This window comes from Nocardia sp. NPDC006630, assembly GCF_040611495.1.
In the GTDB taxonomy this organism is placed as follows: domain Bacteria; phylum Actinomycetota; class Actinomycetes; order Mycobacteriales; family Mycobacteriaceae; genus Nocardia.
The window spans coordinates 309,104-334,410 of sequence record NZ_JBEXOK010000011.1 but is presented as its reverse complement, the minus strand read 5'-3'; the positions used below and the strand labels follow the sequence as shown (position 1 = coordinate 334,410).

Genomic DNA, 25,307 nt, shown 5'->3' with positions numbered 1-25,307 from the left:
CGTGAGCCCGTTGGCCGAACCTCGTCACCCGCTTCGTCCTGGCGTCGCTGTCCCTGTCATCCCGGTGTGCTTATGTCCGGGATCTGCGGCCGTTGCCCGGATTCCGGCCACGACCATGCCGGACGGGCGCGGCGCCCGGTACTCCCCGCCGAAATCGGACGCACGCATCCTCTGGGTTAGGCTCTGCGCGTGAGCAGTATCCAGGTTGCCGACCAGACCTTTGTCGCCGCGCCCGGCGTGGCCGTGGGCGAGATGCTGGCAGATCGTGCCCGCTGGCGCCGCTGGTGGCCGGACCTGCAATTGCAGGTGCGGGAAGACCGGGGCGACAAGGGGATTCGCTGGACGGTGAGCGGCGCGGCGACCGGCACCATGGAGGTCTGGCTGGAGCCCATGCTGGACGGCGTCATCCTGCACTACTTCATGCACGCCGAGCCGCGCAGTATCGAGGGCCTGTCGGCGCGTGATCTGCTGGCCGTCAATCGCACCCACCGGGTCGCCGGAAAGAAGATGTCCTTCGAGGTCAAGGCCCGCTTGGAAGCCGGTCGCAAGGCCGGGGTCGCGCCCGCCGCCGCACAGTAGACATCGTTCGCTCCGCAGTAGACGAATTCCGCAGTAGACGTATTCAGCCCTTCGAAAGGAAGCGTTGTCACCCATGGCCGATCGAACTCAACGGTCGATCGTGATCGACGCCCCCTCGGATCGCGTAATGGCCGTCATCGCCGATCTGGAGTCGTATCCGGAATGGGTCGCCGCGGCCCGCTCGGTCGAGGTGCTCGACAAATACCCCGACGGCCGGGCCCGCACCGCGCGCTTCGTCCTCGATGCCGGCGTTGTCAAGGACACCTACACGCTGAGCTACACCTGGCGTCCGGACGGCCGCGCGGTCAGTTGGACCCTGGCCAGCGGTGAACTGCAGAAGGCGCAGGACGGCACCTATGAGCTGATCGCGCAGCCCGACGGCACCACCGAGGTGGTGTACGAGCTGACGGTCGATCTGAACATCCCGATGATCGGCATGTTCAAACGCAAGGCGGAGAAGGTCATCACCGACACCGCCTTGAAAGAACTCAAGAAACGGGTCGAAGGCTGACCGCGAGCAGGTCCGAACGACCCACCCGTGTGGAACTGTTCGTCGGCAAGGGTGGGGTAGGCAAGACGACGCTGGCATGCGCGACCGCGCTCGCTTATGCGCGATCCGGGCAGCGGGTGCTGCTGGCGTCCCTCGATCAGGCGCATTCCCTCGGTGACGCGCTGGGATTCCGGTTCCAGCATCAGCCCGGCAGTGTGCCCGGGGTGGCGGCGGTGCAACCCGGCCTCGATGTGATCGAGGTGGATTCCCTTGCGCTGCTGGAGGATCGCTTCCGCACGGTACTGCTCATGCTGTCCGGCGCGGGGCATGATCACGGTGTCGATCTGAGCGCGCTCGATCCCGCCGAGCTGACCGGTCTGCCCGGCGTCCAGGAACTCCTCGCGCTGCTCGAGATCACCGAATTCGCCAAGACCGCGCGGTGGGACGTGATCATTCTCGATTGCCCGCCCTCGGCCGATATGCTCCGCATCCTCACTGCCCCAGACACATTGCTCGGTTATCTCGAGCGCGTCTGGCCTGCGCATTCCCGCACTCTGACCGCGGTGGGCGGCGATCTGCGCCGCGCGGTCCTCGCGGTGACCGTCGAGCAGATCGTCGCCTCCGTCACCGCCGCCCGCGACCTCATCGCCGATCGCGCGCGCACCGGTGCGCGCCTGGTCACCGCGGCCGAGCAGGTCGCCGTGGCCGAATCCGCCCGGGTCCGTTCGGCGGCCGCGCTGCTCGGCCTGCGCCTGGACGCCGTGCTCGTGAACAAGGTCCTGGCCGAGGTCCCGCCGCCCGATTACGGCGGTCCGATTCATCCCGCCGTGCAGTGGTACTTCAACCGCCGTGCCGAGCAAACAGATGTGGTCGCCGACCTTCGTGAGCGCATGGGCGGTGTGCAGGTGCAGGTCGTAGCGCACGCCGGGGCCGAACCGGTGGGCCTGAGCGCATTGACTGCACTGTCCTACGCGGTCGATGCGAGTGGTAACTGGGTCGGATCGGGTCCTGTCCCTATGCTTGGCACAGATGTGGATGGTGTGCTGTCTGTCTCAGCCGGGCCCGTGGTGCGGCTCGAGGCGGGCGCGGGCGTGCATTCGGTGTTCGCCATGCGTATGCATCTACCCGTGGTCGATCCGTCGACCCTGCAGCTGGGACGAGTGGAGGACGATTTGATCGTGGGAGCGGACGGGGTCAGGCGCCGATTGCGACTGGCGCCGGTATTGCGGCGGTGCACGGTCGACGCCGCCGAACTCGACGGCGACCAATTGGTGATCAGATTCCGGCCCGACCCGCAGGTCTGGCCGAAATGACCGCCCCGCACGATCATCCGCGCGCCGGCCATCCGGACGATAATTTCAGCGAATTCGCCGAGGAGCTGCGGCTGCTGGCCGAAGCCGTGCTCGAGCGGGTCGAACCGGTCCTGCGGCGTACCGCCGCGGACGGCCGGACCCAGTGGTCCAGCTGCGCCTGGTGCCCGGTGTGCGCGGCCGCGGCGGTGGTGCGCGGTGAGCACCACGATGTGGTCGCGGCCATCGCCGATCATGGCACCGCCATTGTGACCGTGCTGCGCGAGGCGCTCGCCGGGGTGCCCGTGGAACCGGTGCTGCCGCCGGATCTGGATCCGGAGTCGCCGGAATACCAAGCCTGGCTTCATGATTCGTTCGGCCACGACTCCGATACCCATGGCAGGCATGGCGATTCGTCCGGCGGCCCGGACGCGCCCGAGGACTTCTCCAGGAGTGATCCCGGCGATCCCGCTGCGGAGTCCGATGCGCCCGGTCCGGGTGCGCCGGGCGGACATACTCGCCCGAGCGTCGCACTCGCCGGGCTGATCGCCCGCTTCGCCGCGGGGGCCGCGGGTGTCGCCGCCGAGCGCCGCGCCCGTACCGCGGGCGAACCCGCCGCTGCGGATACCGGAGACGCCCGGCACAGCGGTGCTGCGGACAGTGCCGCTCCCGGCGCGGAGGCGGGCGCCCAGCGCAGCGCCGATGCGCGCGGCCGGGCCGGTGCCCAGTACGGCGCGGATGTCCGGGCCGGCGCCGGTGTGCAGGGCGCGAGCGGTCGTGGCGCGCCGCCCGCGAGCAGTCGTTCCGGTGGAACTCCCGGCACTGACGCCGAATCCGGTGCGCAGGCGCACGGCACCGCATCTGGTCCGGAGGTGGCCGATCCGCTCGGCCGCGGTCCGGGCACCGCGCGGCGGCCGGGCGACAAGGCCTCGACGCGGGCCGGTGGCCCACCGGGCGCTGACGGTGGCGATCAGGCCGCCCGCAGCGGACGGGGGGCGACACGAGCCGGGTACGTGCCGATCAATGTGACCATCAAGGCATGAGGGGCGGTGCACAGGTGCCGTTGACTGTCGGAATCGATGTGGGCGGCACCAATATTCGCGCGTCGGTGGTCGACGGTGCGGGCGAGGTCCTCGATACGGTGACCGCGTCCACACCGCAGTCGGCGCGGTCCCTGGAGGACGGCCTGGCGCGGGTGGTGCGCGAATTGTGCGGCAGGCACGCCATCGGCGCGGTGGGTCTGGCCGTGGCCGGATTCGTCGACGAGGATCGCGCGACGGTGCGGTTCGCCCCGCATCTGCCGTGGGAGGACGCGCCGGTGGCGCAGCGGCTCACCGATCGGCTGGGCCTGCCGGTGATTCTGGAGCACGACGCCAATGCCGCGCTGTGGGCCGAGTACCGGTTCGGCGCGGCGGCGGGCGGGCGCAATGTGGTGCTGGTGGCCATCGGTACCGGCATCGGCGCGGCACTGCTGACCGGTGGCCAGCTCTATCGCGGCAGTTACGGCGTCGCACCGGAACTGGGCCATCTGACGGTGGTGCCCAACGGCCGGGCCTGTGCCTGCGGAAAGCGCGGGTGCTGGGAAAGGTATTGCAGCGGTACGGCTCTGGTGGATACCGCGCTGGAGATGCTGGCGACCGATCCCGGGCGCTCCACGGTGCTGGCGCGGGAGGCGGGCCGCGATCCGGGTTCGCTCACCGGTCGCCGGGTGGCGGGCGCGGCACAGGACGGCGATCCCCTCGCTCAAGAGGTCATGGCCGATTTCGCGCGCTGGCTCGGGCTCGGACTGGCCTTTGTCAGCGATCTGTTCGATCCGGATCTGATCGTGGTGGCCGGTGGCGTGAGCAGTTCGGCGCCACTGTTTCTCGATGCCGCCCGGGAGCATTACGCGGCCTCCATCACCGGCGCCCGGCATCGGCGGCTCGCGCGGATTCGGACCGCGCAATTGGGTGAGGCCGCGGGCATGATCGGCGCGGCGGAATTGGCGCGTGCCGCGCTCGAAGCGTCGCGAGATGCGGTTCCTGCGACGTAAATCCTGGATGAACCGGACACATCAGGCAGGGTGCGGTTGGTCACTACCAGGTCTCAGCGGTAGGGTGGCTTGGTGAGTGTGGTGCCCGCAACGAGGCCGGTCCCGGGTATCGAAACAGGGGAAAGGACGCAATGTTCTACTGGCTGCTGAAGTTCGTCTTGGTGGGGCCTTTTATCTCTCTCGTCAACCGGCCCAAGGTCGAGGGCGTGGAAAATATCCCACCCGATGGCGCCGCAATTCTGGCCGGTAACCACCTCTCGTTCACCGATTGGCTGTTCACCCCCCTGGCGAGTCCGCGTCGCATTACGTACCTGGCCAAGGCCGAGTACTTCACCACTCCGGGCCTGAAGGGCCGCCTGCAGAAGTTCTTCTTCTCCGGCGCCGGCCAGTACCCGATCGATCGTTCCAGTGCGACCGCCGCCGAGGGCGCTCTCGATTCGGCGCGCAAGCTGCTCAGCGAAGGCCGCCTGGTCGGCCTGTACCCGGAGGGCACGCGCTCCCCGGACGGCCGCCTGTACAAGGGCAAGACCGGTGTGGCCCGCCTCGCGCTGGAGACCGGTGTCCCGGTCATCCCGGTCGCGCTGATCGGCACCGACGGGGTCTGCCCGCCCGGGCCGTTCCGCTGGCGTCCGCGCAAGGTCACCGTGAAATTCGGTAAGCCCATCGACTTCTCGCGCTATGAGGGCATGGGCGGCAACCGCTTCGTCGAGCGTGCCGTCACCGACGAGATCATGTACGAGCTCATGCGGATGGGCGATCAGGAGTACGTGGACGTCTACGCCTCGAGCCTCAAGAAGAGCGTCCCCGCGGACGCCCGCCCCGAGGCCGATCGCATCCCCCAGACCATGGCCGGCTGAGTCACCGCAGCCGAAACGCGGGCCCCGAGAGACACTGTCTCTCGGGGCCCGCGTCATTTGTGCCCGTGATCAGGAGGCGCTGCCCGTGATCAGGAGGCGTGCATACGCCGATGCGATTCGATGGCCTCGAACTTCGCCAGATTGTGCCGGGCGTCCGCCAGCGCGTCGTGCGCATCCTTGGGAATCGGCGGCAGCGCCGGGCTGCCGTGCTGAACCCAGTGCTGCCGAAGCTCATTGGTGTAGCGGGGCAGGGCATTGGGCAGATCGACCATCGAACCCCACAGCTGGCACAGGGCCACGTGGTCGTAGGCGCCGACCCAGGCCCACAGCTCCGGTTCGATGCCGGGGCGGGGGAGGAAGAAGCGGTAGAGGTCCTCGCGAATCTTCTCGCGGCTGCGCCACAGCGGGGAGGCGGGCGGCGGCAGTTTCGGCAGCACATTGCGGCGCACGAACGGCCCGGCCTTGCTGGCATCGAATTCCGTTGAGACCGCGTAGTACTCGCGGCCGTCCTCGCACACCACCGCAATGGAGACGAGATCGATGGTCGAACCGTCCTCGATGAATTCCGAATCGTAAAAATATCTCAACGAGATCGGTCTCTCCTCGGTGCGCCGCCACGGGACTGCGCCGTCGACGTCGGTGGTCGGGGGACGATCCGGGTGGATCCTCCGGGCGTCCAGCCTATGTTCCGCGTGTCCGGCGGTGGCCGGAGGGCCGGGTGAGATCGGGTTCACGCGGTGTCGGCGATTCCAGCCCTGGGTGTAGTCCACACGGTTTGTACCGATCCGTATTCTGAACGAGTGAACTGGACCGTCGACGTACCGATCGATCGCTTGCCGGAACTTCCGCCGTTGCCCGCAGAGCTGCGTCGACGCCTCGACGACGCACTGTCCCGCACCGCCCTGCAGCAGCCCGACTGGGATCCCGAGCAGGCCGCCAAGATGCGCACCGTGCTCGAGAGCGTGCCGCCCATCTGCGTGCCCGCCGAGGTCGAGGAACTGAAGCTACGCCTGGCCGAGGTGGCCCGCGGTGAGGCCTTCCTCATGCAGGGCGGCGACTGCGCCGAGACCTTCGCCGACAACACCGAGCCGCATATCCGCGGCAATATCCGCACGCTGCTGCAGATGGCCGTGGTGCTCACCTACGGTGCGAGCCTGCCGGTGGTGAAGGTGGCACGCATCGCCGGCCAGTACGCCAAGCCGCGCTCGTCCAATACCGATGCGCTGGGCCTCATCTCCTACCGCGGTGACATGGTGAACTCCCTGGTCGCGGATCCGGCCGTGCGCGAACATGATCCGTCCCGTCTGGTGCGGGCCTACGCCAATGCGTCGGCGGCCATGAACCTGGTGCGCGCGCTCACCTCCGCGGGCACCGCCGATCTGCACAATCTGCACGAGTGGAATCGGGAGTTCGTCGCGCAGTCCCCGGCCGGGGCCCGCTACAACACCGTCGCCACCGAGATCGACCGTGCGCTGTCGTTCATGAAGGCCTGTCGCGTCAACGACCCGAACCTGTCGACCGCACGGCTCTACGCCTCGCACGAGGCGCTGGTGCTCGATTACGAGCGCGCCATGCTGCGGCTGAGCGAGCACCCCACCACGGGTGAACCGCTGCTCTACGATCTGTCCGCGCACTTCCTGTGGATCGGTGAGCGCACCCGTCAGCTCGACGGCGCGCATATCGCCTTCGCCGAACTGCTGGCCAATCCGATCGGCCTGAAGATCGGGCCCACCACCACCCCCGAGCAGGCGGTGGAATACGTGGAGCGCCTGGACCCGAACAATGAGCCCGGCCGCCTGACCCTGGTCGCGCGCATGGGCAACAGCAAGGTGCGCGAGGTGCTGCCCGCGATCATCGAGAAGGTGCAGGCCACCGGTCATCAGGTGATCTGGCAGTGCGATCCCATGCACGGCAATACGCACGAGACCTCGAACGGCTACAAGACCCGGCACTTCGACCGCATTGTCGATGAGGTGCAGGGCTTCTTCGAGGTGCACCATGCGCTCGGCACCCATCCGGGCGGCCTGCACATCGAGCTCACCGGTGAGAACGTCACCGAATGCCTCGGTGGCGCACAGGACATCTCGGATCTGGATCTGGAGAACCGCTACGAGACCGCGTGCGATCCGCGACTGAACACTCAGCAGTCGCTCGAGCTGGCGTTCCTCGTCGCCGAGATGCTGCGCTGAACCTACCGAACGCGAAGGGCCCGGACTGCGAAAGCAGTTCCGGGCCCTTCTCTTTCGGCGCTATTCGCTTCAATGGCGGAGCGGGTGATGGCAGAGCGAAAGATTGCTAAGGCAGTGCGACGATCGTAATGGTGGATCCTGATTCCACATTCCCGCCGGGAGCGGTGGATTGGGAGATGACGATCGAACCGTCGTTATTGGCCAGCTGACGCACCGTGACCTGCAAGCCCAGGGCCTGCAGTTTGCTGCGGGCGCTGGCGACGCTGGAGCCGAGCAGATTCGGGACTTCGACGGCATTGTTCACGATCAGGGTGACGGTGCCGGAGTCGACGGTGGAGCCGGCGGCCGGGTCGGTGCCGATCACCTGCCCGGCCTTGACCTTCCCGTTGTACTCGGCTCTGGTGTCCTGCACGGTGATTCCGGCCTTCTGCAGCACCGCCTTGGCCTCGTCCTCGGTCTTACCGCTCACATCGGGGACCTTGGCCGAGACGACGCCCTTGCTGCGGTACACCTTCACGCTGCCCCCGGCGGGCAGGACGGTGCCGGGGGCCGGATCGACTTTGGCGACAGTGCCTTTCGGGGCGGTACTGCCCACGTCCCCGGATTCGACCGGGATCAGCCCGGCATCTCTGATCGCCTTCTCGACACTGGCAACGTCCTGTCCCGCAGTGATTTCCGGGACTTTCGGTTTACCGCTCGAGACCAGTACCGCGACCGTCGAGCCTTTGACGACCTTCGTTCCGGCGGCCGGATCGGTGCCGACCACATTGCCGACCGGAATGATGTCGGACGCTTTCTGTCTGGTCTCGGTCTTGAATCCGGCATCCTGCAGCGTGGTGACCGCCCGCTGGCTGTCGAGCCCGGCGATCGACGGCACCGCCGAGTATCTGCCCACCCCTAGCCACCAGCCGCCGATGCCGAGCAGGAGCGCGAGGGTGATGACGATGCCGAGCCAGATGAAGACGGTGCGCCGGGATTTGCCGCGATTCTCGATCAGGTCCGACCGCGGATTGCGTTCTCTGCCAGGCGGTCCCGGGGGCGGGGCGTACTCGGGCGGTAGCTCGCGCGCGGCGGTCATGACCCGGGTGTGCTGCTGCTGCGCCATATGTTGTGTGGGCGGATCGGCGGGAATCCGGGTGGTCGCCTCGGTCGCGGCGGGTGTGTGGCGCGCGGGCGCCTGCCGTGCGGGCGGGGGCGTTACGGGCGCGACCTGGTAGCGGGCGCTCATATGCTCGGCGGATTCGGTGGGGGAGGGCACGCGGTAGTCCGGCAGCTGCAGTTCCCGTGCGATGCGCCGCAATTCGCCCGCCATCTCGGTGGCATCGGCGAATCGGTGCGAAGGTTCGCGCGCGGTGGCGTGTGCGACCAGTTCGTCGAATTCCGGTGGGACGCCGCCGATGAGCCGGCCGGGGCTGGGCACATCCTTCTCGACCCGCTGCAGTGCGATCGAAATGGAGCTGTCGCCGTTGAACGGGGTGCGCCCGGTGAGCATTTCGAAGATGAGGATGCCGGCGGAGTACACATCGCTGCGCGCATCGGCGCTGCCGCTGGTGACCTGCTCGGGCGAGAGATAGGCCGCGGTACCGAGAATCACGCTGGCCGAGGTGATATTCGCCGAGGCCACAGCGCGCACCAGGCCGAAATCGGCGATCTTGACTTCTCCGGAGTCGGAGATGAGCACGTTCTCCGGTTTGATATCGCGGTGCACCAGCCCGGCCGCGTGCGCGACGCCGACGGCGGCCAGCACCGGTTCGGCAACCGCGCGTACCGCGTGCGGGGGCATGGGTCCGCGTTCGCGTAGTAGCTCGCGCAGCGTGCCGCCCTCGACGAGCTCCATGATCAGGAAGGGGTAATCCCCGTCCACGCCCTGGTCGTACACGGCGACCAGACCCGGATGCTTGAGCTTGGCGACCGCGCGGGCCTCCAGTTCGAACCGCTGGAGGAATTGCGGATCATGGGCGAACTTGGGGTCCATCACCTTGATGGCGACCGGTCGATCCAGGCGAGTGTCCACTCCCCGGAAGACCATGGACATGCCGCCGCGCGCGATCGGCGCGTCGATGCGGTAGCGCCCTTCCAGCATCTGGCCGATCAACAGCAACCCTTCCGACTTCCGATCCGCCCTGTGCGGCTCACCCGATGGTAGTCGGGTCGGGGTGTGATGCGTCCGTAGCGACCCGACCGACTACCGTTACGGCCGTGAGTGCCATTCCCTACAGCGATGATGTCCTGCCGGATTCGGTGACCCTGCTCGCTCTGCCCGATGTGGCCGAGCTGATGGGGATGGCCGTGACCCGGGTGCACGCACTGCTGCGCGAGCATCAGCTCATCGCGGTCCGCCGCAACGGTGTGATCGGCATCCCCGAGGAGTTCTTCGACTCCACCGGCGCGATCGCCAAACATGTCACCCCCCTGATCACGGTCATGCGCGACAGCCGCTACACCAACGAGGAAATCCTCGAGTGGATCTACACCGAGGACGACTCCCTCCCCGGCCGTCCCATCGACGCCCTGCACGGCGACCTCGCCCGCGAGGTAATCCGCCGAGCGGCCGCAGACCCGTTCTAACCCGCCTCCCCGGACCTTTTGCCGGTCGTGGGGAGCCCCGTGCGTTGCGCACCGGGCCGACGGTGGGGAGGGGCGCGACTTTTGGGGGTACCCGACGAGTTACCCCGAACGGTGCGAAATCAGTTGTCCCGTTGGGTAACGAGGTACTGGCCTGCGGAGTGACGGGAATCGGGATCTAGGCGAGGGCGAATTCCCTTGCGGCTACGCGTAGTCGGCGGTGGCGGGGGACTGCTGCGCGGCGGGTGAAGACGGCGTAGTCGGTGTGTTCGATTTCGTCGAGGATGCCGCTGTAGAGGGTGGCGGCGGTGCGGATGGCGGGGCGCACGCGGGGGGTGAGCAGGTCTATGCCGGGGACTGCGGTGCGGTAGATGTCGCGGTTGACGGCGATCAGGTGGGCCAGGGCGCGGCGGACGCGCTGGTCGGTGCGGCCGGTTTTGCGGCAGTGCTGGAGGAGGTCGTCGTCGACGCCGAAGGCGGCCAGTTCGTCGGCGGGGAGGTAGCGGCGGCCGCGGTCGAGGTCTTCGGCGATATCGCGCAGGAAATTGGTGAGCTGGAAGGCTTCTCCGAGGGCCGCGGCGGCGGGTTCGGCCTCGGCGATCGGGACGACGGTGCCCAGCACCGGCAGCAGTTGCAGGCCGATGGCGGCGGCGCTGCCGCGCATGTAGGTGCGCAGCGCGTCCATGGTGGGGTATCGGTCGCGGTATTGCGGGCTGCCGGGGATGTCCATGCGCATGGAGTCCAGGAATACCCAGAAGTGCTCGGCCGCAATGTCATAGCGCCGGATGGTGTCGGAGACGGCCAGCAGGATGCGGTCCGCGGTGGACTCGGCGGGCGCCTGGGCCAGCCGCCCGCGCAGTTCGTGTTCGATCCGATCCAAGTGCGCCGCCGAATATTCGGCCCGCGTCACCGCCGCACTGTCGTCGACGATGTCGTCCACCATGCGCGCGAACGCGTAGAGCGCGTGCACGGCTGGTCTTCGCTCGGATTCCAGCAGCCGGGTGGCGAGGAAGTACGTGCGGCCGTGTTCGGCGGCAATGCGGCGGCAGTCCCGGTAGGCGAGTGCGAGTTCGGCCGAACTCATGCCGGGGTGGGCGGCGGGCCGATGTTCGCAGGCTGTGGCACATGCGCGCTGAGCTTGAGCGGATCGACGGTGCGCAGCGAGACCGCCGCGACCACGGCCGCGAAGGTGGCCAGCGCGACATGCCAGAAGTTGTAGAGGCCGATGGACCCGTCCGGCTGGAATACCAGCATGAGCCAGGTGCACAGCCCCACCAACCACTGCAGGGTGGTGGTGGACAGCGCGAATCCGGCGGCCAGGGCAAGCGGCCACGAGTAGTACCAGGGCAGCGCGGCGGGGGACAGGATCACGATCGCCACGAAGGCGATGAGAATGCCCAGCACCGCTTCGCGTTCGGTGTGCCGGAAGCGCCACCAGGTCCACGCCAGCACCACGACCAGCGCACCGGCGCACATCATGCGGGTCACCGACAGCACCGATTCCATGCGCAGCGGTGTCACCCAGGTGACCATGTGCGCCATGATCGTCGGCAGCGACAGCCAGTTGATGATCTTCTTCGAGCCGGACAGCGCGGTCAGCCAGCCGATGCCCACATTGGCCAGCGCGGAGGCGGCCACGAAGACGGCGCAGAACACCGCGACACCGAGTCCGGCGATCTTGGCGAACATGACCGCGGGATGCGGTAGTTCGGCCTCGCCCTGGGCGGCGCGGCGTTCGCGTTCGTGAATCATCCAGATCCACACCAGGAATGGCAGGGCTATGCCCGCCGTCGCTTTCACGCCCACGCCGATGGCGACGACCACGATGCCGCCGACGTGATGGTGTTCGAGTACCAGCGCGATACCGGCGGCCATGAGCCCGACCATGAGCATTTCGTTGTGCACGCCGCCGATGAGATGGATCAGCACCAGCGGGTTGAGCACCGCCAGCCACAGCGCGGTGGTCGGCTTACCGCCCAGATGTTTGGTCAGATGCGGTACCGACCACATCATCAGCGCCAGCCCCGGCAGCATGACCAGGCGCAGCGCGATGGTCCCGGCCACCACATTCTCTCCGGTGATGGAGGTGATGCCGCGCGCCAGCAGCAGGAAGATCGGCCCGTACGGCGCGGTGGTGGTGGTCCACACCGGGCTCACATTGTCCAGCAGCACACCGGGATTCACCACCGGCCCGACCTGGTACGGATTGAAGCCGTCGCGCAGCAGCGCGCCCTGCGCCAGATACGAATACGCGTCGCGGGAGAACATGGGCACCGCGAACAGCAGCGGGAAGATCCAGATGCCGACGATGGCGCGCAGTTCGTTCAGCGTCACCGAGGCATGGGGGACGGTGCCGATGGTGGCCCGGCCCAGCCGCACCCACGCGGTGATCATGGCCAGCACGCCGATCCACACGAACACCGTCGAGAGCGCGTAGCCGTGGCCGAAGCGCAGCCAGGACAGATGTGCGGTCTCCAGCAGCGGATCGTTGCGGCGCACACTGCCCGCGCCGAAACCGCCGAAGGTGATCATGAGTGCGCCGAAGAAGCCGAGCAGTGCGGCTTTACCCTCGGGGCTGCGCGCGAAATCGCCGGCATTGCGCATTCGGGAATGCGACACTGCGCCGGGGGAAATGACGGGGAGCGGGTCGATAGTCGTGGTGAATTCCATATCGGGGGTCGGCATCGGTGGTCGTTCCCCCCGGAAAGGTCGGCGGCGCCCGCCGCTAGGTTCAGGACGCCGGTCAGTCTAGTGGTTGTGCGGCAGTGCTACCGCCCCGGCAGGTGAGCTTGCAGCCCGGGCATGTCGCAGATCACCTGTGATGCGTGTCGCGGCCAGTTTCCCGGACAGCAGCACGGTGGGTACGCCTACGCCAGGCACGGTACCCGACCCGGCGAGAACCACATTATCCCGGTCGCGCACCAGGTTCCGGGTGCGGAAGGGGCCGGTCTGCCGGAACAGGTGCGCGGCCGAGAACGGGGTGCCCGCGAGCATGCCCCGGTCCTTCCAGGTCCGCGGCGTGTCCAGGTGGTCGATGCGGAAATGCTCCGAAATGCCCTGGTACCCGCGATCTTCCAGGATTTGCAGGAGTTCGCGCAGGTAGAACGGGCCGAGCCGGTCCCAATCGAGCGGTGCGGCATCGAGGTTGGGGCAGGGGGCCAGCAGTGACAGCGGTTCGTGGCGGACGGTGCCGGTGAGGTGCCCGGCGGCGTCGATGCGCTGTTGCGCGCGGTCGATGTAGAGGCTCGGGTCGGTGAGTGCGGGCCGGGTGAGCAGCAGTGACGGATCGCTCATGAGCTTGCCGTTGCCGTGTGTGCTCCCACCCCGCCACCCCGGCCGCGCCGCGATCTCGGTGAAGGTGCGGTCCCACTCCCGGCCGAAGTCGATGGTGTGGTGGGCCTGCACCGGCCAGGTCGCGGCGATCTCGGCCGGAACCGTGCCGTGTGCGATCACGGCGGACGGGGAGGCGCGCAAGCCGCGGCGGCGGCGCAGGCCGAAGCGTTCCAGGCTGCCGATATCGGCGGTGACCACCACGGCATCGCAGGGCAGGGTGCGGCCGTCGGCGGTGCGTACGCCGGTGGCACGGCGGCCGGTGTAGTCGATTCCGGTGACCTCGGTGCGCAATTCGAGGGTGCCGCCCGCCGCGGTGAAGGCGCGCGCGAGGGCGTCGGCGATCGCGCGCATGCCGCCGACCGGGTAGTACACGCCCAGGCAGGTGTCCATATACGGAATCGCGCCGTACACCGCGAGCGCCTGATCGGGCGCCGTGCCCGCGAAGAGGGCCTGGAAGCTGAACAATCGTGCCAGCCGTTCATCGCCCATGAGCGTGCGCACCCGGGGTCCGAGCCGCCCGAAACCGCCCAGCCGCACCAGCTTCAGGAGTGCGGTGCGCTTGTGCGGATAGCGCACCATATCCAGCGGTGAATCGAAGTTGGTGTCCATGAATTGCGCGAACTCGGATTCGTAGATGCCCTGCAACCACCCGCGCAGTCGCCGATACCGTTGTCCCGCAGCGGCATCCCGCACCCGAGTGACCTCGGCCGTCATCTCGGCCGGATCCGAATACACGCCGACCACGGACCCGTCGTCGAACCGCGCCCGATAGGCCGGGGCCATGGCGAGAATCTCCAAACCCACCGATTCGCGGGTATGCCCGACCGCCCCCAGCGCCTCGTCGATCAACTCCGGCATGGTCAGAATCGTTGCCCCGGAGTCGATCTCGTAATCGTCCCCGCGATACAGCCCGACCCGCCCACCCGGATGATCGGCCCGCTCCAGCACCGTCACCCGCCGCCCGGCCCCTGCCAGATGCAGCGCCGCCGCCAGCCCGGACAACCCCGCACCCACAACCACAACCTGATCGGTCTGCCCCGCAACCGTTTTCATGCCACAACAACTTCCTGGTCGGTACCGCGCCCCGCTGGCTTCTCGTGGGACCGCGCCTCGTAGTCCCGGCGCGCCGCTTGTGGATATCGCCCCGGGTGCCGTTGGTGCCTTGACTGTGAGGGTTACTGCCAATCCCTGCGCGAGCGCCCCCTCTCGTCATGTGGTCAGTAGGACCGCGCGGTGGCGGCGAGCGCCATGGCGCGCAGTTGGCGCTTGGCGTCCGCGGTGGCCGTGCTGGCATCCAGCGCTGCGAGGGCCTGGTCGGTGAGGCCGGCGATGCGCTCTTCGACCGCGTCCACCGCACCGAGATCGGTGAGGATGCGGCGCAATTCGGTGACCTCGTCGGGGGTGACGTCGGTGCCGAGGCTGCTGCGGATCAGTGCGGCGGCGGGCGGATCGGAGAGGTCGGCGCGGCGCAGGGCCTCGGCGATGAGCACGGTGCGCTTGCCCTCGCGCAGATCGTCGCCGGAGGGTTTGCCGGTGACCGCCGGGTCGCCGAATACGCCCAGCAGGTCGTCACGCAGCTGGAAGGCGATGCCGATATCGGTGCCGAATTCGCGGTAGGCGGCAATCAGTTCCGGATCGGCGTCGGCGAGCGCCGCACCCAGGTGCAGTGGGCGCTCGATGGTGTACGCGGCCGTTTTGAAGCGATTGATCTGCAGCGCCGCCTCGACGGATTCGTCGCCACCGGCCTCGCCGTGGATATCGAGCATCTGCCCGCCGAGCACCTCGGTGCGCATGGCCGCCCACACCGGGCCGAACCGGTGCAGCGCCGCCGGATCGAGCCCGGCATCGCGGGTCATGTCATCGGCCCAGGCCAGCGCCAGATCGCCGATGAGGGTGGCAATGCTCGCCCCGTAGTGCGCGGAGTCGCCCGCCCACTGCCCGTCGCGATGGCGGGTCTCGTAATCCACATGCACCGTGGGGAATCCGCGCCGGGTCCGCGAGGAGTCGATGATGTCGTCGTGGATGAGCGCCGCCGCCTGCACCAATTCCAGTGCCGCACAGGCGGTCAGCACCGCATCCGCCTCCGGATCGTCGGCACTGTGCCCCGCGCCGAGCCAGCCGGTCCAGGCGAAGGCGGGCCGGGTGCGCTTACCGCCCCGCAGCACAAAATTCTCGAGCGCCCGCGCGGCGTCGATGACCACCGGCCCCAGCGGCGCGATGTACTCGCGGCGAGTGACGAAGAAATGAGCGAGTCGCTCCTCGACAGCGGCGACGATTGATCCCGCGCCGACCGGGTGGCGCGTCGGGGTACCGGGTCCGGCGGACAGGGGATCCTCCTGAGGTGTGTGCCGCACTCTCGGGCGCGACGCGTTCACGGGAACAGCCGGCGCCGCGAAACACGATCAACGCGGGGCCAGGGGGTTCGGCAACGACTCTAGCCTGTGCCGCCTCTCCGGAACTTTCGCGGGCGGCGGGGTACCTGACCGGCCGTGCACCCGTAGTGACGTTGGGTGGGGACGGGGTATCGGGGTGCCCGGGGAGCTACCCGAAGGTCGCGAAATCGAGTCGTTGCGTTGGAGACTCGGGTGGGTGGTAGCTCCGCCGCCTTTCGGACTTCCTGGGGTCATATTTCCCGGCCCGGAGCGGGAAATGGTGGTGCGGCGCGGCGGGGTGGGTCGGGTCCGGGGAGGTGGTGGGGGTTGTGCCCTTAAACTGAGGGCGTGAGTTTCGACAATGTACGGGGATATTCGACCCCTGGCCGAGTTTCCCGCACACCGCAAGGGTCCGGAACTCGCTCCATAGTTCAGCAGCTCGGGCCGCGTCCGGATGGGTCGGTGCCGTTCTCGGTGGAGTTCAATCCGCCGCGGGATGCGGCGGCGGAGGCGCGGTTGTGGCGGGCGGCCCGGGAGTTCGAGCGGCTGCATCCGGCGTTCGTGTCCATGACCTACGGTGCGGGCGGGTCCACCCGCGATCGCACGGTGCGGGTGACCGGACAGCTGGCGCAGGAGACGACGCTGCTGACGGTGGCGCATCTGACCGCCGTGGATCACAGCATTGCCGAATTGCGTTCGATCGTGGGCGCGTACGCGGATGCGGGTATTCGCAATCTGCTGGTGCTGCGCGGTGATCCGCCGGGCGATCCGCTCGGTGAGTGGATCCAGCACCCCGAGGGTGTCGAGTACGCCGAGGAGCTGGTGCGCATGGTGCGCGATCTCGGCGACTTCCACGTGGGTGTGGCCTCGTTCCCGCAGGGCCATCCGCGCTCCACCGATCTGGATCAGGACACCGCGCATCTGGTGGCGAAACTGCGTGCGGGCGCGGAGTATTCGATCACCCAGATGTTCTTCGATCCCGAGCACTACCTCCGGCTGCGCGACCGCGTGGCCCGGATCGATCCGGTCGCCGGCGCCAAGCCGATCATTCCGGAGCTCATGCCCATCACCTCACTGCGCACGGTGGAGCGCGCCGTCGAACTCTCGGGCCGCGAACTGCCCGAATCGGTGCTGCGGCGCTTGCACCTGGCGGCCGGTGACGGTCCGGAGGAGAACCGCGCCGCCGTGCGCGCCGCCGGTATCGAGATCGCCACCGAGATGGCCCAGCGCCTCATCGACGAGGGCGCACCCTGCCTGCACTTCATCACCCTGAACTTCGCCAAGACCACCAGCGAAGTGCTCGCGAACCTCGGCTACACCGTCTCCGCGGCTCCCGCGCACGCCTGATCGCGGTCGGCCGGGCCTGGGGGTCCGCTCCGGCTTGCCGGGTTAAATATCCGGAATGTGCTGGTCAGCGGAGTAATGTGCGACCTCGACCGCGATGTTGAGGAGACGCTCATGCCCATGTTGCACAACCTCGTACGCATCGCAGGCGCAGTCGGCGCCTGCGCGGTGCTGGCGGCAGGCCCGGCGCACGCCGCGCCCGATGTCCCCGGCAATCCTCCGGCAGCCGCGACCGCCGACGGGAGTGCTCCGGCGGACGGGATCAATATCGCGCTGGCGAAGGGCGCCGCGGCCGCCATGGCCAATGGGATCGACCCGCACGCCACGGCCGCACTCGTCTCCGCTCTCGCCCGTGCCGGACAGGCCGCCGCACCCTCGGACTGGTTCGCCGCCTACAGCCAAACCCTGGACGGGCTACAGCAATTGGGCGTCGAGCCCTTCCTGTACCCGACCGCGGCGCCGTTCTGCGTGGGTGGCACCACCCTCGGGCTCGCCCCCGCCATTGCCGGCGCCATCCCCGGCCCCTGGCCGAAGCTCGCGTTTTCCATTCCGGGACTGGATCTTTCGGCCGTCAAGGCGGGTCAGACCATGTTCGCCTTCGTACCGTACGGCCTGAACCAGGACGGCACGGACACCTCGGGCATGCAGGTGGCCTGGCTCAATCTCACCACGGGCCACGGCGGTTTCACGCCCATGGGCTCGCTGTCGGATGTGCTCAATGCCATGATCCCGCCGCAGGTTCCGGGCGAGCTCCGGCCCATGGTGGCGCAGGCGGTGCACGACTTCTTCGCGGGCTCGCTGCCGACGGGTGGTGTGCGCGCGGTCCCGGTGAACACCGGCTCCGGCACCGTGCTGGCCGCCGTATTCGGTGTGGTCAACAATGGCAGCCGGTCCTGCTTCTTCTTCCCGACCGTCGGTGTCACACCCGTGCCCTGATCAGCGAGTGTTGTTGAGGGCCCGATCTTTCCAAGACAGGGTGCCGCTACGGTGAGCCAGATGTGACTTCGCTGACAATCGCAGGTAGGCGGCTATGGCGACCGGATGTGCCAGGGCTGCAAGGGCATCCGCAGGAGTGAGGCTGCCGCCGCTCTCCGTCGAACGGGCCAGCAGGCGGCCGGTGACGGCGGCGGCGTAGCCCACTAGTCCCAGTCGGCGCGTCCGTCCCCGTCCCGCCAGCGCGGCGAGGGGCGGCACCCAGTAGCCCAGCGCCAGGAAGGCCGCGACGGCGACACTGCCCGCAGGGCCACCGTAAGCGGTCCACAGCCACCGGCTGTAGCCCTGTTCGAGTTCCTTTGCGTCCCGGTACATCCGGGTCTCGGCGAGCTGCCCGCCGGCGACCAGCACGGTGCGTCGCCCGGACCGCCGCAGGGCGCGGGTGATGGCCAGATCCTCGGTGATCCGGTCCGCCACCACCGCATGCCCGCCGAGCGCGCCATAGTCGGCGGCATCGAAGACCAGGAACTGCCCGCAGGCCACCGCCATCGACGACCGCAGACTCCGATTGCCGAGGATCAGCGGCAAGGTACCGGCCCAGGACCAGCACAGCAGCGGCTGCACCAGGCGCTCGGCCGTGGTCTGAGCCCGCTGTCGTGGCCACGCGCACAGCGAACTCGCCTGTGCCCGCCGCAATTCGGCGACCGCAGCGGCCACCGCCCCCGGGGTCAGCCGCACATCCGCGTCGAGGAAGACGAGGGCACCGGGCGCCTGGACGGTCGCGAGTTCGGCCAGGAGCGCACAGGCGGCATTTTTGCCGGTCCAGCCAGGGGCGGGTGCTATCTCATTGCGCTGCACCGTGAATCGCTCGTCAGCGCCCACGGCCTCGAGCGCCGCACTGTAGGTGTCATCGGTGGAATCGTCATCGAGGATGAGTACCCGCAGCTGCGGAATACCCTGCTGCGCACGAAGATCCGCAATCAGTCCGGGCAGCAGATCGGCCTCGTTGCGGGCGGGAACGCAGACGGTGACCGCTTCGGTCACCGTCGTACTCCCACCGCGCAACTGCCGCAGCGTGATTCGATTGAGCAGTGCGGTCACCGCACCCAGTCCGGCGATCACGGTTCCGGCTCGGACCGCGAACTCCCCGGAACGCAGGGTCACACGCGGGTATTGCGGCTGTTGCGAATCCAGCGCGCCGCGCGCACGTACGCCGGCGGATCGGGATTGCGGGTCATGTACGCGAGCACGGCCACCACGGCCGCCACCGCGAGGGTGAGACCACCGACGATCCCGGCCCAGCCCGCGAAGGAGCGCGTATTCGGGTCCGCATAGCCGACTTCGGCGTGCAGCGAGGTGACATCACCGGCGGGCAGCTTCCAGCTCACCTCGGAATCGCTCTCGCGGGTGCCGTTGGTGGTGGCGATGCGGGCCGGGAAGGCAACGGTCAGCTGCACATCGGAGCCCTGCGGCGGCAGACTCTTCAGATCCACCCGCCCGGTGAGGGTGACCAGATCGCCGACCCGGTTGAACTGCAGGTTGAACATGCCCTGGGTCTGGTCGGAGAGCCCGCCGAGCTGCTGCACCTCACCGAAGGTGAGATCGTCGAAATAGACCTGACTGCCGACGTATCCGTCCTGCGAGTACGGGTCCACCCGCACCTTGGAGGCGAGCGCGTCGGGGGCCTTGAGCTGCGGGCCCTTGTCCTTGTCGTTCTGCGGGACGGCGGCGGCCACAATGCGGCCGGACACCCGGTCGTTGGAGGAGACGCCCATCGACACCTGCACACGCAGGCATCCGGTCAGCATGACGGCCAGGGCCGCGAAGAGCAGGACTGCCGATATGCGCACCCACCGACGCGATCGCCGGACCGGCGACGGCGGCGGTGCCGCGGACTCGAGCGTGTCGTCTGCTGTGGGGGTGATCGGACTCGGCACGGTCACATCGTGCCATGGCCCAGGGGCCGCAGTGTGATTCGACGGGCCCGGAGCCCCCGAACCAGCGGAAATCCCACCACGCCGAGCCCCGCGAACCCGTACGCCGCCGACACCGGCAACCCCAGGAACACCGCGTGCGCCAATGTCGAACCGAGCCAGGTCCACAGGAATACCGCCACCGGCACCACCCGCGCCGCACCGCTGTCCGGCGCCGTCCGATCCCACAGCTCCAGCAGTCCGGCCATCACCAGCGCCACCGCGAACCACCCCAGATAATTCGTATACGGAATCTGCCCCAGCCCCGGCAATCCCGGCAGCCCGGAATTCCACCGCCACTGCCCGTCCGCCACCATCTGCGGATCCAGAAACAGATCCCACCCGACAACCCCCAGCGCGGTGAGCGAAACCCGCACCCCCGCACGCGAACTCGCCAACCGCACCGCCACCCATACCGGATACACCCCACCGGTCCATGCCAGCGGCACCACCAGCGGCACCTCCGCCACCGCCGCCCCCAGCCGCCCACTGGCGTACTCGTAGCATCCGAACGGCACACCGGTGGTGGTCCCCACAATCTCGGCTATCAGCCCGATCCCGGAGACAATCACCAACAGCCCTGCCGCCCACCGCACTCCACGCGTCAACCCCGCATGCACCAGCGCCGTAGCGGCGGATAAAAGCACAACGGCGACCGTCACCCGATCCCGCGCCACGCCGTGTGTCAACGGATAAGCAATCTGCACCAGTACCAACAACATCGCGGGTACCGCCGCGACGATCACAGCACGCTGCGTCACCCACCCGGGTCCGCGTAAGACCCGATTCACGGTTTCGGTCACGCGAGCCTCGTCATTCCGGCGTGCTTGTGGCCGGAATTCACAGTGGATCCCGGCCACAAGCACACCGGGATGACGAGGGTTCTTGCCATGAGTGTCATTGCTGTCGAGACCGATCCCGGTGTCGACAGCGTGCTCGGAGCCTGGGTACCGGTGAGTTTCCGCACCGAGATAGCGGGAGGCTTCGTGAGTGCTGGATCGCTGCTCATCGGCGGGGGAGGCGGAGGCGGGGACGGCGGAGGTCGCGGTGGACGAGGTGGGCGACGCTGCGGCCGCTGGCTCCGGAGACGCCGCCGCCGGGATGGGTGGACGCGCCGGTGAGGTAGAGGCCGGGGGCGCCGGGGACGCGGTGGTTCGAGAGTTCGGGGAGGGGGCGCCAGAGGAACATCTGGTCCAGGGACATTTCTATATGCATGACATTGCCGCCGAGCAGGCCCATTTCGCGTTCCAGATCGGCGGGGGTCTGGACGAAGCGGTCGCGGACGGTGCCGGCGAAACCCGGTGCATGCGCATCGACTTCGGCGATGATGCGATCGCCCTCATGCTCGGCGTGCGCGGTCCAGGAGCTGCCGTCGGCGAGCCGGTACGGATGCCATTGCGCCCACAGCGAAAGCTGGTGCTCGCCCGGCGGGGCGATGCTGGGGTCCAGGGCGCTGAAACTCATGGCCAGCACCACGGGCCGCGGCGGAAGATCACCGGCGAGCGCGGCGCCGTGCGCGCGGCGCAGCTGAGCGCGATCGGTGACGAGAAGTTGCAGCCCCGTGGCGGATTCGGCGGCCTTGGCGCCGGGATACTCCGGCAGCGCGGTGGTGGCCGCGCGCACCACCATGCCGATGCCGGGCCCGACCCGGATGCGCCGCCGCCAATCCTCCAGGGTGTCCGCGTCGAATCCGCCCTGCGCGAGCAGATCCAGCGTGGTGAGAATGTGCGAGCCCGCGATCACGGTGTCCGCGTGCAGTTTTCGCCCGCTCGCGGTGCCGACCCGCCAGCCCTTACCCGACCGGGTCAGCGAGGTGGCGGCATCGCCCGGACTCACCACACCACCGTCCGCCCGCAGCCGCGCCACCAGCGCCGAGGCCAGCGCGCCGCTGCCGCCGACGGCGCGGCCGGGCGGCAGTGTATGCATGAGCGCCGCGAACCCGACCATGGGCGCGGATCCGGGCTCGGACATGGGTGGCCCGGACTGCGCACCCCACCAGGCCAGTGCCGCCTTCAGTCGCTCACTGTCGAAGTAGCTGTCCAGCAGCGCATCTCCGCTTTGCAGGAACTCCCGCGACAGCGCGCTCCCGCCGCCCTGCGCGTCGAGCCCCCAGAACGACCGCAGCAGCCGCCCGGGTGTCGGCGCACCGGCGAACGACCGCATGACGCGCGCGGTCCGCGGCCCCCACACCTGCACGAACTTCCGATACGCGGCGGCATCACCGGCCCCGCAGGCCGCGGCGATGGACGCGCAGGTGCGTTCCACATCACGGTGGAACACGATCGGCGGCAGGTCGGTCCCGGGCGGCGCGGGCGCGAAAGCCCAGGGATCACAATCGATATACCGCAGCCCGAAGCGCTCCAGCTCGAGCTCCTCGATGATCCCGGTGTGCCGGATCATGATGTGCGCCGAGGACCCGCGATCCACCTGATGCCCGGGAAACCGCTCCACCGTCGACACCGCCCCGCCGAGCACGGTATCGCGTTCCAGCACCTCGACCGCATGCCCGTCCCGCGCCAGATAACAGGCCGCGACCAGCGCATTGTGACCGGATCCGATGATCACCACCGTCACAGCGGCAGCCGCCGCCCCAGCACCGCGAACTTGCGGGTGTCGCCGGAGAAGATGAAATGCCGCACCACATCACCGAATCCCTGCCGGCGGTAGAGCCGCCAGGCGCGATTGGATTCGGCATCGACCTCCGGTGTGGACAGCAGCACACTGCGCTCCGGCCGGTTCTGCAGCAGCCGGGTGAGCAGGATCTCGCCGATGCCGCGCCCCTGTGCGGCGGGATGCACATGCAGTTCGGTCAATTCGAAGTAATCGGAGAGCAGTTCGCGCGCAGCGTGTTCCGGCCAGCCGGTGCGCCGCATACCGCTGTACACCTGCTGATGCCACCACTGGTGCGGTGCACCGTGATACCCGTAGGCGATGGCGACGATGGGCGCGGTGCGCAGGTCGAGCCGCCCGTCGTCGTCGGGTAGGACCGCGGCCACGGACTGCCAGCCGGGCCGGGTGGTGTGCTCGGCCCACATGGGTGCGCGCTGGTGTTCGGTGCCGCGCGGGTAGTCCATGGCCGCGACGTACACCGCGAGGGCATCGTGCAGCCGGGCGCGCATGGTCGCCGCGGAGAGATCGACGACAACGGGCGCGGGCGTGGTGTTGGGGGTGACGGCGGTCATCGGGCAGGCGCAGCTCTCGTTAGCGCGGGCGGTGGGTCCGACGATAGCGCCGATCCCGTCCCGCGTTGCTTTCACGGTCGAGCGTCGGAACTTGTCGGTGGCTGTCTTTATATTCAACTTAATTGAAACCTTCGAATGCCTGTTCGATCTTCATGGTGGTCCGGGTATGCGAGTGGGGAGGTACCCGATGTCCGGTAGCAACCAACGTCCGGCCCATCCGGGGCGTGCCGGTGAACTCCTGCGGCGCGCCGACGGTCTGCTCATGCAGGCGGCGGGGGAGCAGGACCCGCCCGAACGGTTCCGCACGGCCTACCTGGCCGCCCTGCGCGGAGCCGGCGCCGTGCTGGCTCTGACCGGCGCGGACCGTGCGCCACGTGCGCGTTCCCGCAATGCGTGGGTGCTCATGCAGGCCGCCGCCCCCGAATTCGTGATGTGGGCGGACTACTTCACCGGCCAGTCCGAAACCCGGGCCGCGCTGGAGGCCGGTCTGCCCCGGCCGATCGATGATCAACGCGCCGACGAGTTCTCTTCGCGGGTAGGCGCATTCCTGCATGACGTCGAAGATCTGCTGGCCGCAGCGTCACGATTGCGTCCCGGTACGGGGTGGGTTGACGGAATGCTGGCCTGAGTATCGGCGAGTAGGTGGTAGCTCTCTGATCGAACTCGTATTATTAATGGCAGACAGCCGCCAACGTCGGCTATCTGTCGCTTACCCGGAGGCGACCGCCACCACCTAGTGCCGGGGGAGGTACCGTGCCACTCTCCGAGCACGAGCAGCGCATGCTCGAACAAATCGAGAGCGCGCTCTACGCTGAGGACCCCAAGTTCGCCTCGACGGTTCGGGGCGGACGCCTGCGTTCCGCCACCGGCCGGCGCAGATTACAGTCGGCGGCTTTGTTCGTCCTCGGTCTGTTTCTGCTCGTGGCAGGCATCGCCGCGCCCATAAAGCTGGGCGACTTCCCGATCATCAGCTTGATCGGATTCATTGTCATGTTCGGCGCAGGTGTGCTGTTGCTGTCCGGTGGCCGTGGGATGACCTCCCAGGGCGGCCGCGGCGGTGAGGGCAGTCCTGCGGCGGGCGCCAACCCCGGCGGCGGCCGGGGTCGACAGAAGAAGTCGGGCGGGTTCTCATCTCGTATGGAGGACCGGTTCCGCCGCCGGTTCGAGCAGGACAACTGATCGGTCTGCTCCGCTCCGGCGGACAGCTGTATCGGCTAACTGAAACAAGCGCGACACGCCGTGGCGCCACACCGATTTGAGGTGTGGCGTCACGGCGTTTCTCGTGGAAGTTCTGCGGCGTGTCCATGCCCCGCCGGCCCTCCCCACCCTCACCCACCGCGGTCCCCCACATGCGCCCACTTTCGCCGGAAATGGGCGCTATCTGCGTGTTTGCTAACTGTTGTCGGGTGCCCTCCGCCGCGAGCCGTGCGTGTCGGGGGAACTGGGGCGAAAGTTCCCCACCACGGTGATAGCTGGTGTGACCTGCGAAGTTCGCCAAGCGGGGACTGAGATCACCGCCGCTTTCGATTGAAAGTGGGGGAAAGTGGGGTAATGTGGAGCGCGCACTACAGGAGACCGAACAGTCGAAGGGTGATTCGGTAGGAGGTGTCGCGGCTTGTTCCTCGGTACCTATACCCCTCGACTGGACGACAAAGGGCGACTCACGTTGCCTGCGAAGTTCCGGGACGAGCTGGCGGGAGGGTTGATGGTCACGAAGGGTCAAGACCACAGCCTTGCCGTATATCCGAAGGACGAGTTCACCGCGCTTGCGCGGCGGGCTGCGGCCGCGTCTCGAAGCAATCCGCAGGCTCGCGCATTCGTCCGTGCCCTGGCTGCCTCCTCGGACGAGCAGCGTCCGGACGCACAGGGCCGCATCGTGTTGTCGGCTGAGCATCGGCGCTACGCAAGCCTTTCCAAGGACTGTGTGGTGATCGGCTCGGTCGACTTCCTCGAAATATGGGACAAGGCGGCGTGGGATTCCTACCTCGCCGAGCATGAGGAGGATTACTCGCAGGCTGGAGACGAGTCGCTGGGCGAGATCTTCTAAGCGCCCACAGCGAGGCGAGTGCCCTGCGGCCTCTGCCCGACGCGGACCCTGACGTACTTCCCCAACGCCAGGTGCCGTGCTTCGGTCAGAGACCCTGGGGCATTGGCCACCCACTGATCAGT

Annotated in this window: 24 protein-coding genes; 13 read left to right on the top strand and 11 right to left on the bottom strand. The window is 68.3% G+C overall.

Features of this window, described 5'->3' with window-relative positions; all coding sequences use genetic code 11:
* Nucleotides 1-189 precede the first annotated feature (189 nt).
* The 6 genes from ABZX86_RS32085 (at nucleotide 190) to ABZX86_RS32060 (ending at nucleotide 5,247) form a co-directional block, all read left to right on the top strand.
* Entirely contained in the window at nucleotides 190-579 is a 390-nt protein-coding gene (locus ABZX86_RS32085; protein ID WP_355128832.1) for a polyketide cyclase / dehydrase and lipid transport, read from the top strand.
* 73 nt (nucleotides 580-652) lie between these two features.
* On the top strand, nucleotides 653-1,090 hold the full coding sequence (locus ABZX86_RS32080; RefSeq protein WP_327140990.1) for an SRPBCC family protein: 438 nt from the start codon (nucleotides 653-655) through the stop codon (nucleotides 1,088-1,090).
* Nucleotides 1,091-1,119: 29 nt separating this feature from the next.
* The gene (locus ABZX86_RS32075; protein WP_355128830.1) at nucleotides 1,120-2,382 is read left to right on the top strand and encodes an ArsA family ATPase; all 1,263 of its coding nucleotides are present in this window, start codon (nucleotides 1,120-1,122) and stop codon (nucleotides 2,380-2,382) included.
* Nucleotides 2,379-3,401 (top strand): hypothetical protein, encoded by a 1,023-nt coding sequence (locus ABZX86_RS32070; RefSeq protein ID WP_355128828.1) that lies wholly within the window; start codon nucleotides 2,379-2,381, stop codon nucleotides 3,399-3,401. The genes ABZX86_RS32075 and ABZX86_RS32070 overlap by 4 nt, the downstream gene beginning before the upstream one ends.
* The gene (locus tag ABZX86_RS32065; RefSeq protein WP_297609056.1) at nucleotides 3,398-4,390 is read left to right on the top strand and encodes an ROK family protein; all 993 of its coding nucleotides are present in this window, start codon (nucleotides 3,398-3,400) and stop codon (nucleotides 4,388-4,390) included. The genes ABZX86_RS32070 and ABZX86_RS32065 overlap by 4 nt, the downstream gene beginning before the upstream one ends.
* Before the next feature lie 131 nt (nucleotides 4,391-4,521).
* A complete protein-coding gene (locus ABZX86_RS32060) occupies nucleotides 4,522-5,247 on the top strand; it encodes a lysophospholipid acyltransferase family protein (protein ID WP_355128826.1) in 726 nt (241 codons plus the stop codon).
* A gap of 89 nt (nucleotides 5,248-5,336) precedes the next feature.
* Here the strand turns inward: ABZX86_RS32060 and ABZX86_RS32055 are convergent, their stop codons facing one another.
* Entirely contained in the window at nucleotides 5,337-5,834 is a 498-nt protein-coding gene (locus ABZX86_RS32055; RefSeq protein WP_355128824.1) for a polyadenylate-specific 3'-exoribonuclease AS, read from the bottom strand.
* 213 nt (nucleotides 5,835-6,047) lie between these two features.
* Between ABZX86_RS32055 and ABZX86_RS32050 the strand changes: the two genes are divergently transcribed.
* Entirely contained in the window at nucleotides 6,048-7,436 is a 1,389-nt protein-coding gene (locus ABZX86_RS32050; protein WP_355128822.1) for a class II 3-deoxy-7-phosphoheptulonate synthase, read from the top strand.
* Nucleotides 7,437-7,542: 106 nt separating this feature from the next.
* Here ABZX86_RS32050 and pknB read toward each other — a convergent pair whose 3' ends face one another.
* Nucleotides 7,543-9,519 (bottom strand): Stk1 family PASTA domain-containing Ser/Thr kinase, encoded by a 1,977-nt coding sequence (gene pknB, locus ABZX86_RS32045; protein WP_355128977.1) that lies wholly within the window; start codon nucleotides 9,517-9,519, stop codon nucleotides 7,543-7,545.
* 116 nt (nucleotides 9,520-9,635) lie between these two features.
* Here pknB and ABZX86_RS32040 point away from each other — a divergent pair, with 116 nt between their 5' ends.
* Nucleotides 9,636-10,004, top strand: coding sequence for an Rv2175c family DNA-binding protein (locus ABZX86_RS32040; protein WP_355128820.1), 369 nt, complete (start codon nucleotides 9,636-9,638; stop codon nucleotides 10,002-10,004).
* A gap of 175 nt (nucleotides 10,005-10,179) precedes the next feature.
* On the opposite strand, the gene ABZX86_RS32035 is transcribed toward ABZX86_RS32040, so the two are convergent.
* The 4 genes from ABZX86_RS32035 to ABZX86_RS32020 all read right to left on the bottom strand — a co-directional run bounded on the left by ABZX86_RS32035 (nucleotide 10,180) and on the right by ABZX86_RS32020 (nucleotide 15,610).
* The gene (locus ABZX86_RS32035) at nucleotides 10,180-11,085 is read right to left on the bottom strand and encodes a phytoene/squalene synthase family protein (protein WP_355128818.1); all 906 of its coding nucleotides are present in this window, start codon (nucleotides 11,083-11,085) and stop codon (nucleotides 10,180-10,182) included.
* The gene (locus tag ABZX86_RS32030; protein ID WP_355128975.1) at nucleotides 11,082-12,605 is read right to left on the bottom strand and encodes an alpha-(1->6)-mannopyranosyltransferase A; all 1,524 of its coding nucleotides are present in this window, start codon (nucleotides 12,603-12,605) and stop codon (nucleotides 11,082-11,084) included. Before ABZX86_RS32030 ends, ABZX86_RS32035 begins: the two co-directional genes overlap by 4 nt.
* Nucleotides 12,606-12,749: 144 nt before the next feature.
* Nucleotides 12,750-14,387: a phytoene desaturase family protein gene (gene crtI / locus ABZX86_RS32025; RefSeq protein ID WP_355128816.1), complete on the bottom strand. Its 1,638-nt coding sequence runs from the start codon at nucleotides 14,385-14,387 to the stop codon at nucleotides 12,750-12,752.
* Between the two features lie 164 nt (nucleotides 14,388-14,551).
* A complete protein-coding gene (locus ABZX86_RS32020; protein WP_355128973.1) occupies nucleotides 14,552-15,610 on the bottom strand; it encodes a polyprenyl synthetase family protein in 1,059 nt (352 codons plus the stop codon).
* 444 nt (nucleotides 15,611-16,054) lie between these two features.
* Here ABZX86_RS32020 and ABZX86_RS32015 point away from each other — a divergent pair, with 444 nt between their 5' ends.
* Together ABZX86_RS32015 and ABZX86_RS32010 are read left to right on the top strand one after the other, a co-directional pair.
* Entirely contained in the window at nucleotides 16,055-17,053 is a 999-nt protein-coding gene (locus ABZX86_RS32015) for a methylenetetrahydrofolate reductase (RefSeq protein ID WP_355128814.1), read from the top strand.
* 111 nt (nucleotides 17,054-17,164) lie between these two features.
* On the top strand, nucleotides 17,165-17,986 hold the full coding sequence (locus ABZX86_RS32010; protein ID WP_355128812.1) for a hypothetical protein: 822 nt from the start codon (nucleotides 17,165-17,167) through the stop codon (nucleotides 17,984-17,986).
* Here ABZX86_RS32010 and ABZX86_RS32005 read toward each other — a convergent pair whose 3' ends face one another.
* From ABZX86_RS32005 to ABZX86_RS31985, 5 genes are all read right to left on the bottom strand, one after another.
* On the bottom strand, nucleotides 17,987-19,147 hold the full coding sequence (locus ABZX86_RS32005) for a glycosyltransferase family 2 protein (protein WP_355128810.1): 1,161 nt from the start codon (nucleotides 19,145-19,147) through the stop codon (nucleotides 17,987-17,989).
* Nucleotides 19,144-19,791, bottom strand: coding sequence for a DUF3153 domain-containing protein (locus tag ABZX86_RS32000; RefSeq protein WP_327146651.1), 648 nt, complete (start codon nucleotides 19,789-19,791; stop codon nucleotides 19,144-19,146). Before ABZX86_RS32000 ends, ABZX86_RS32005 begins: the two co-directional genes overlap by 4 nt.
* 131 nt (nucleotides 19,792-19,922) lie before the next feature.
* On the bottom strand, nucleotides 19,923-20,678 hold the full coding sequence (locus ABZX86_RS31995) for a carotenoid biosynthesis protein (RefSeq protein ID WP_355128971.1): 756 nt from the start codon (nucleotides 20,676-20,678) through the stop codon (nucleotides 19,923-19,925).
* A 283-nt stretch (nucleotides 20,679-20,961) separates the two neighbouring features.
* Entirely contained in the window at nucleotides 20,962-22,530 is a 1,569-nt protein-coding gene (locus tag ABZX86_RS31990) for an NAD(P)/FAD-dependent oxidoreductase (RefSeq protein ID WP_355128808.1), read from the bottom strand.
* Complete coding sequence (locus ABZX86_RS31985; RefSeq protein ID WP_327146650.1) at nucleotides 22,527-23,138, bottom strand: N-acetyltransferase; 612 nt, start codon at nucleotides 23,136-23,138, stop codon at nucleotides 22,527-22,529. Before ABZX86_RS31985 ends, ABZX86_RS31990 begins: the two co-directional genes overlap by 4 nt.
* Before the next feature lie 187 nt (nucleotides 23,139-23,325).
* Here ABZX86_RS31985 and ABZX86_RS31980 point away from each other — a divergent pair, with 187 nt between their 5' ends.
* From ABZX86_RS31980 to mraZ, 3 genes are all read left to right on the top strand, one after another.
* Entirely contained in the window at nucleotides 23,326-23,766 is a 441-nt protein-coding gene (locus ABZX86_RS31980; protein ID WP_327140971.1) for an SAV_6107 family HEPN domain-containing protein, read from the top strand.
* 125 nt (nucleotides 23,767-23,891) lie between these two features.
* Nucleotides 23,892-24,317, top strand: coding sequence for a DUF3040 domain-containing protein (locus tag ABZX86_RS31975; RefSeq protein WP_355128806.1), 426 nt, complete (start codon nucleotides 23,892-23,894; stop codon nucleotides 24,315-24,317).
* Nucleotides 24,318-24,753: 436 nt separating this feature from the next.
* A complete protein-coding gene (mraZ, locus tag ABZX86_RS31970) occupies nucleotides 24,754-25,185 on the top strand; it encodes a division/cell wall cluster transcriptional repressor MraZ (RefSeq protein ID WP_355128804.1) in 432 nt (143 codons plus the stop codon).
* The last annotated feature ends 122 nt before the right edge of the window (nucleotides 25,186-25,307 follow it).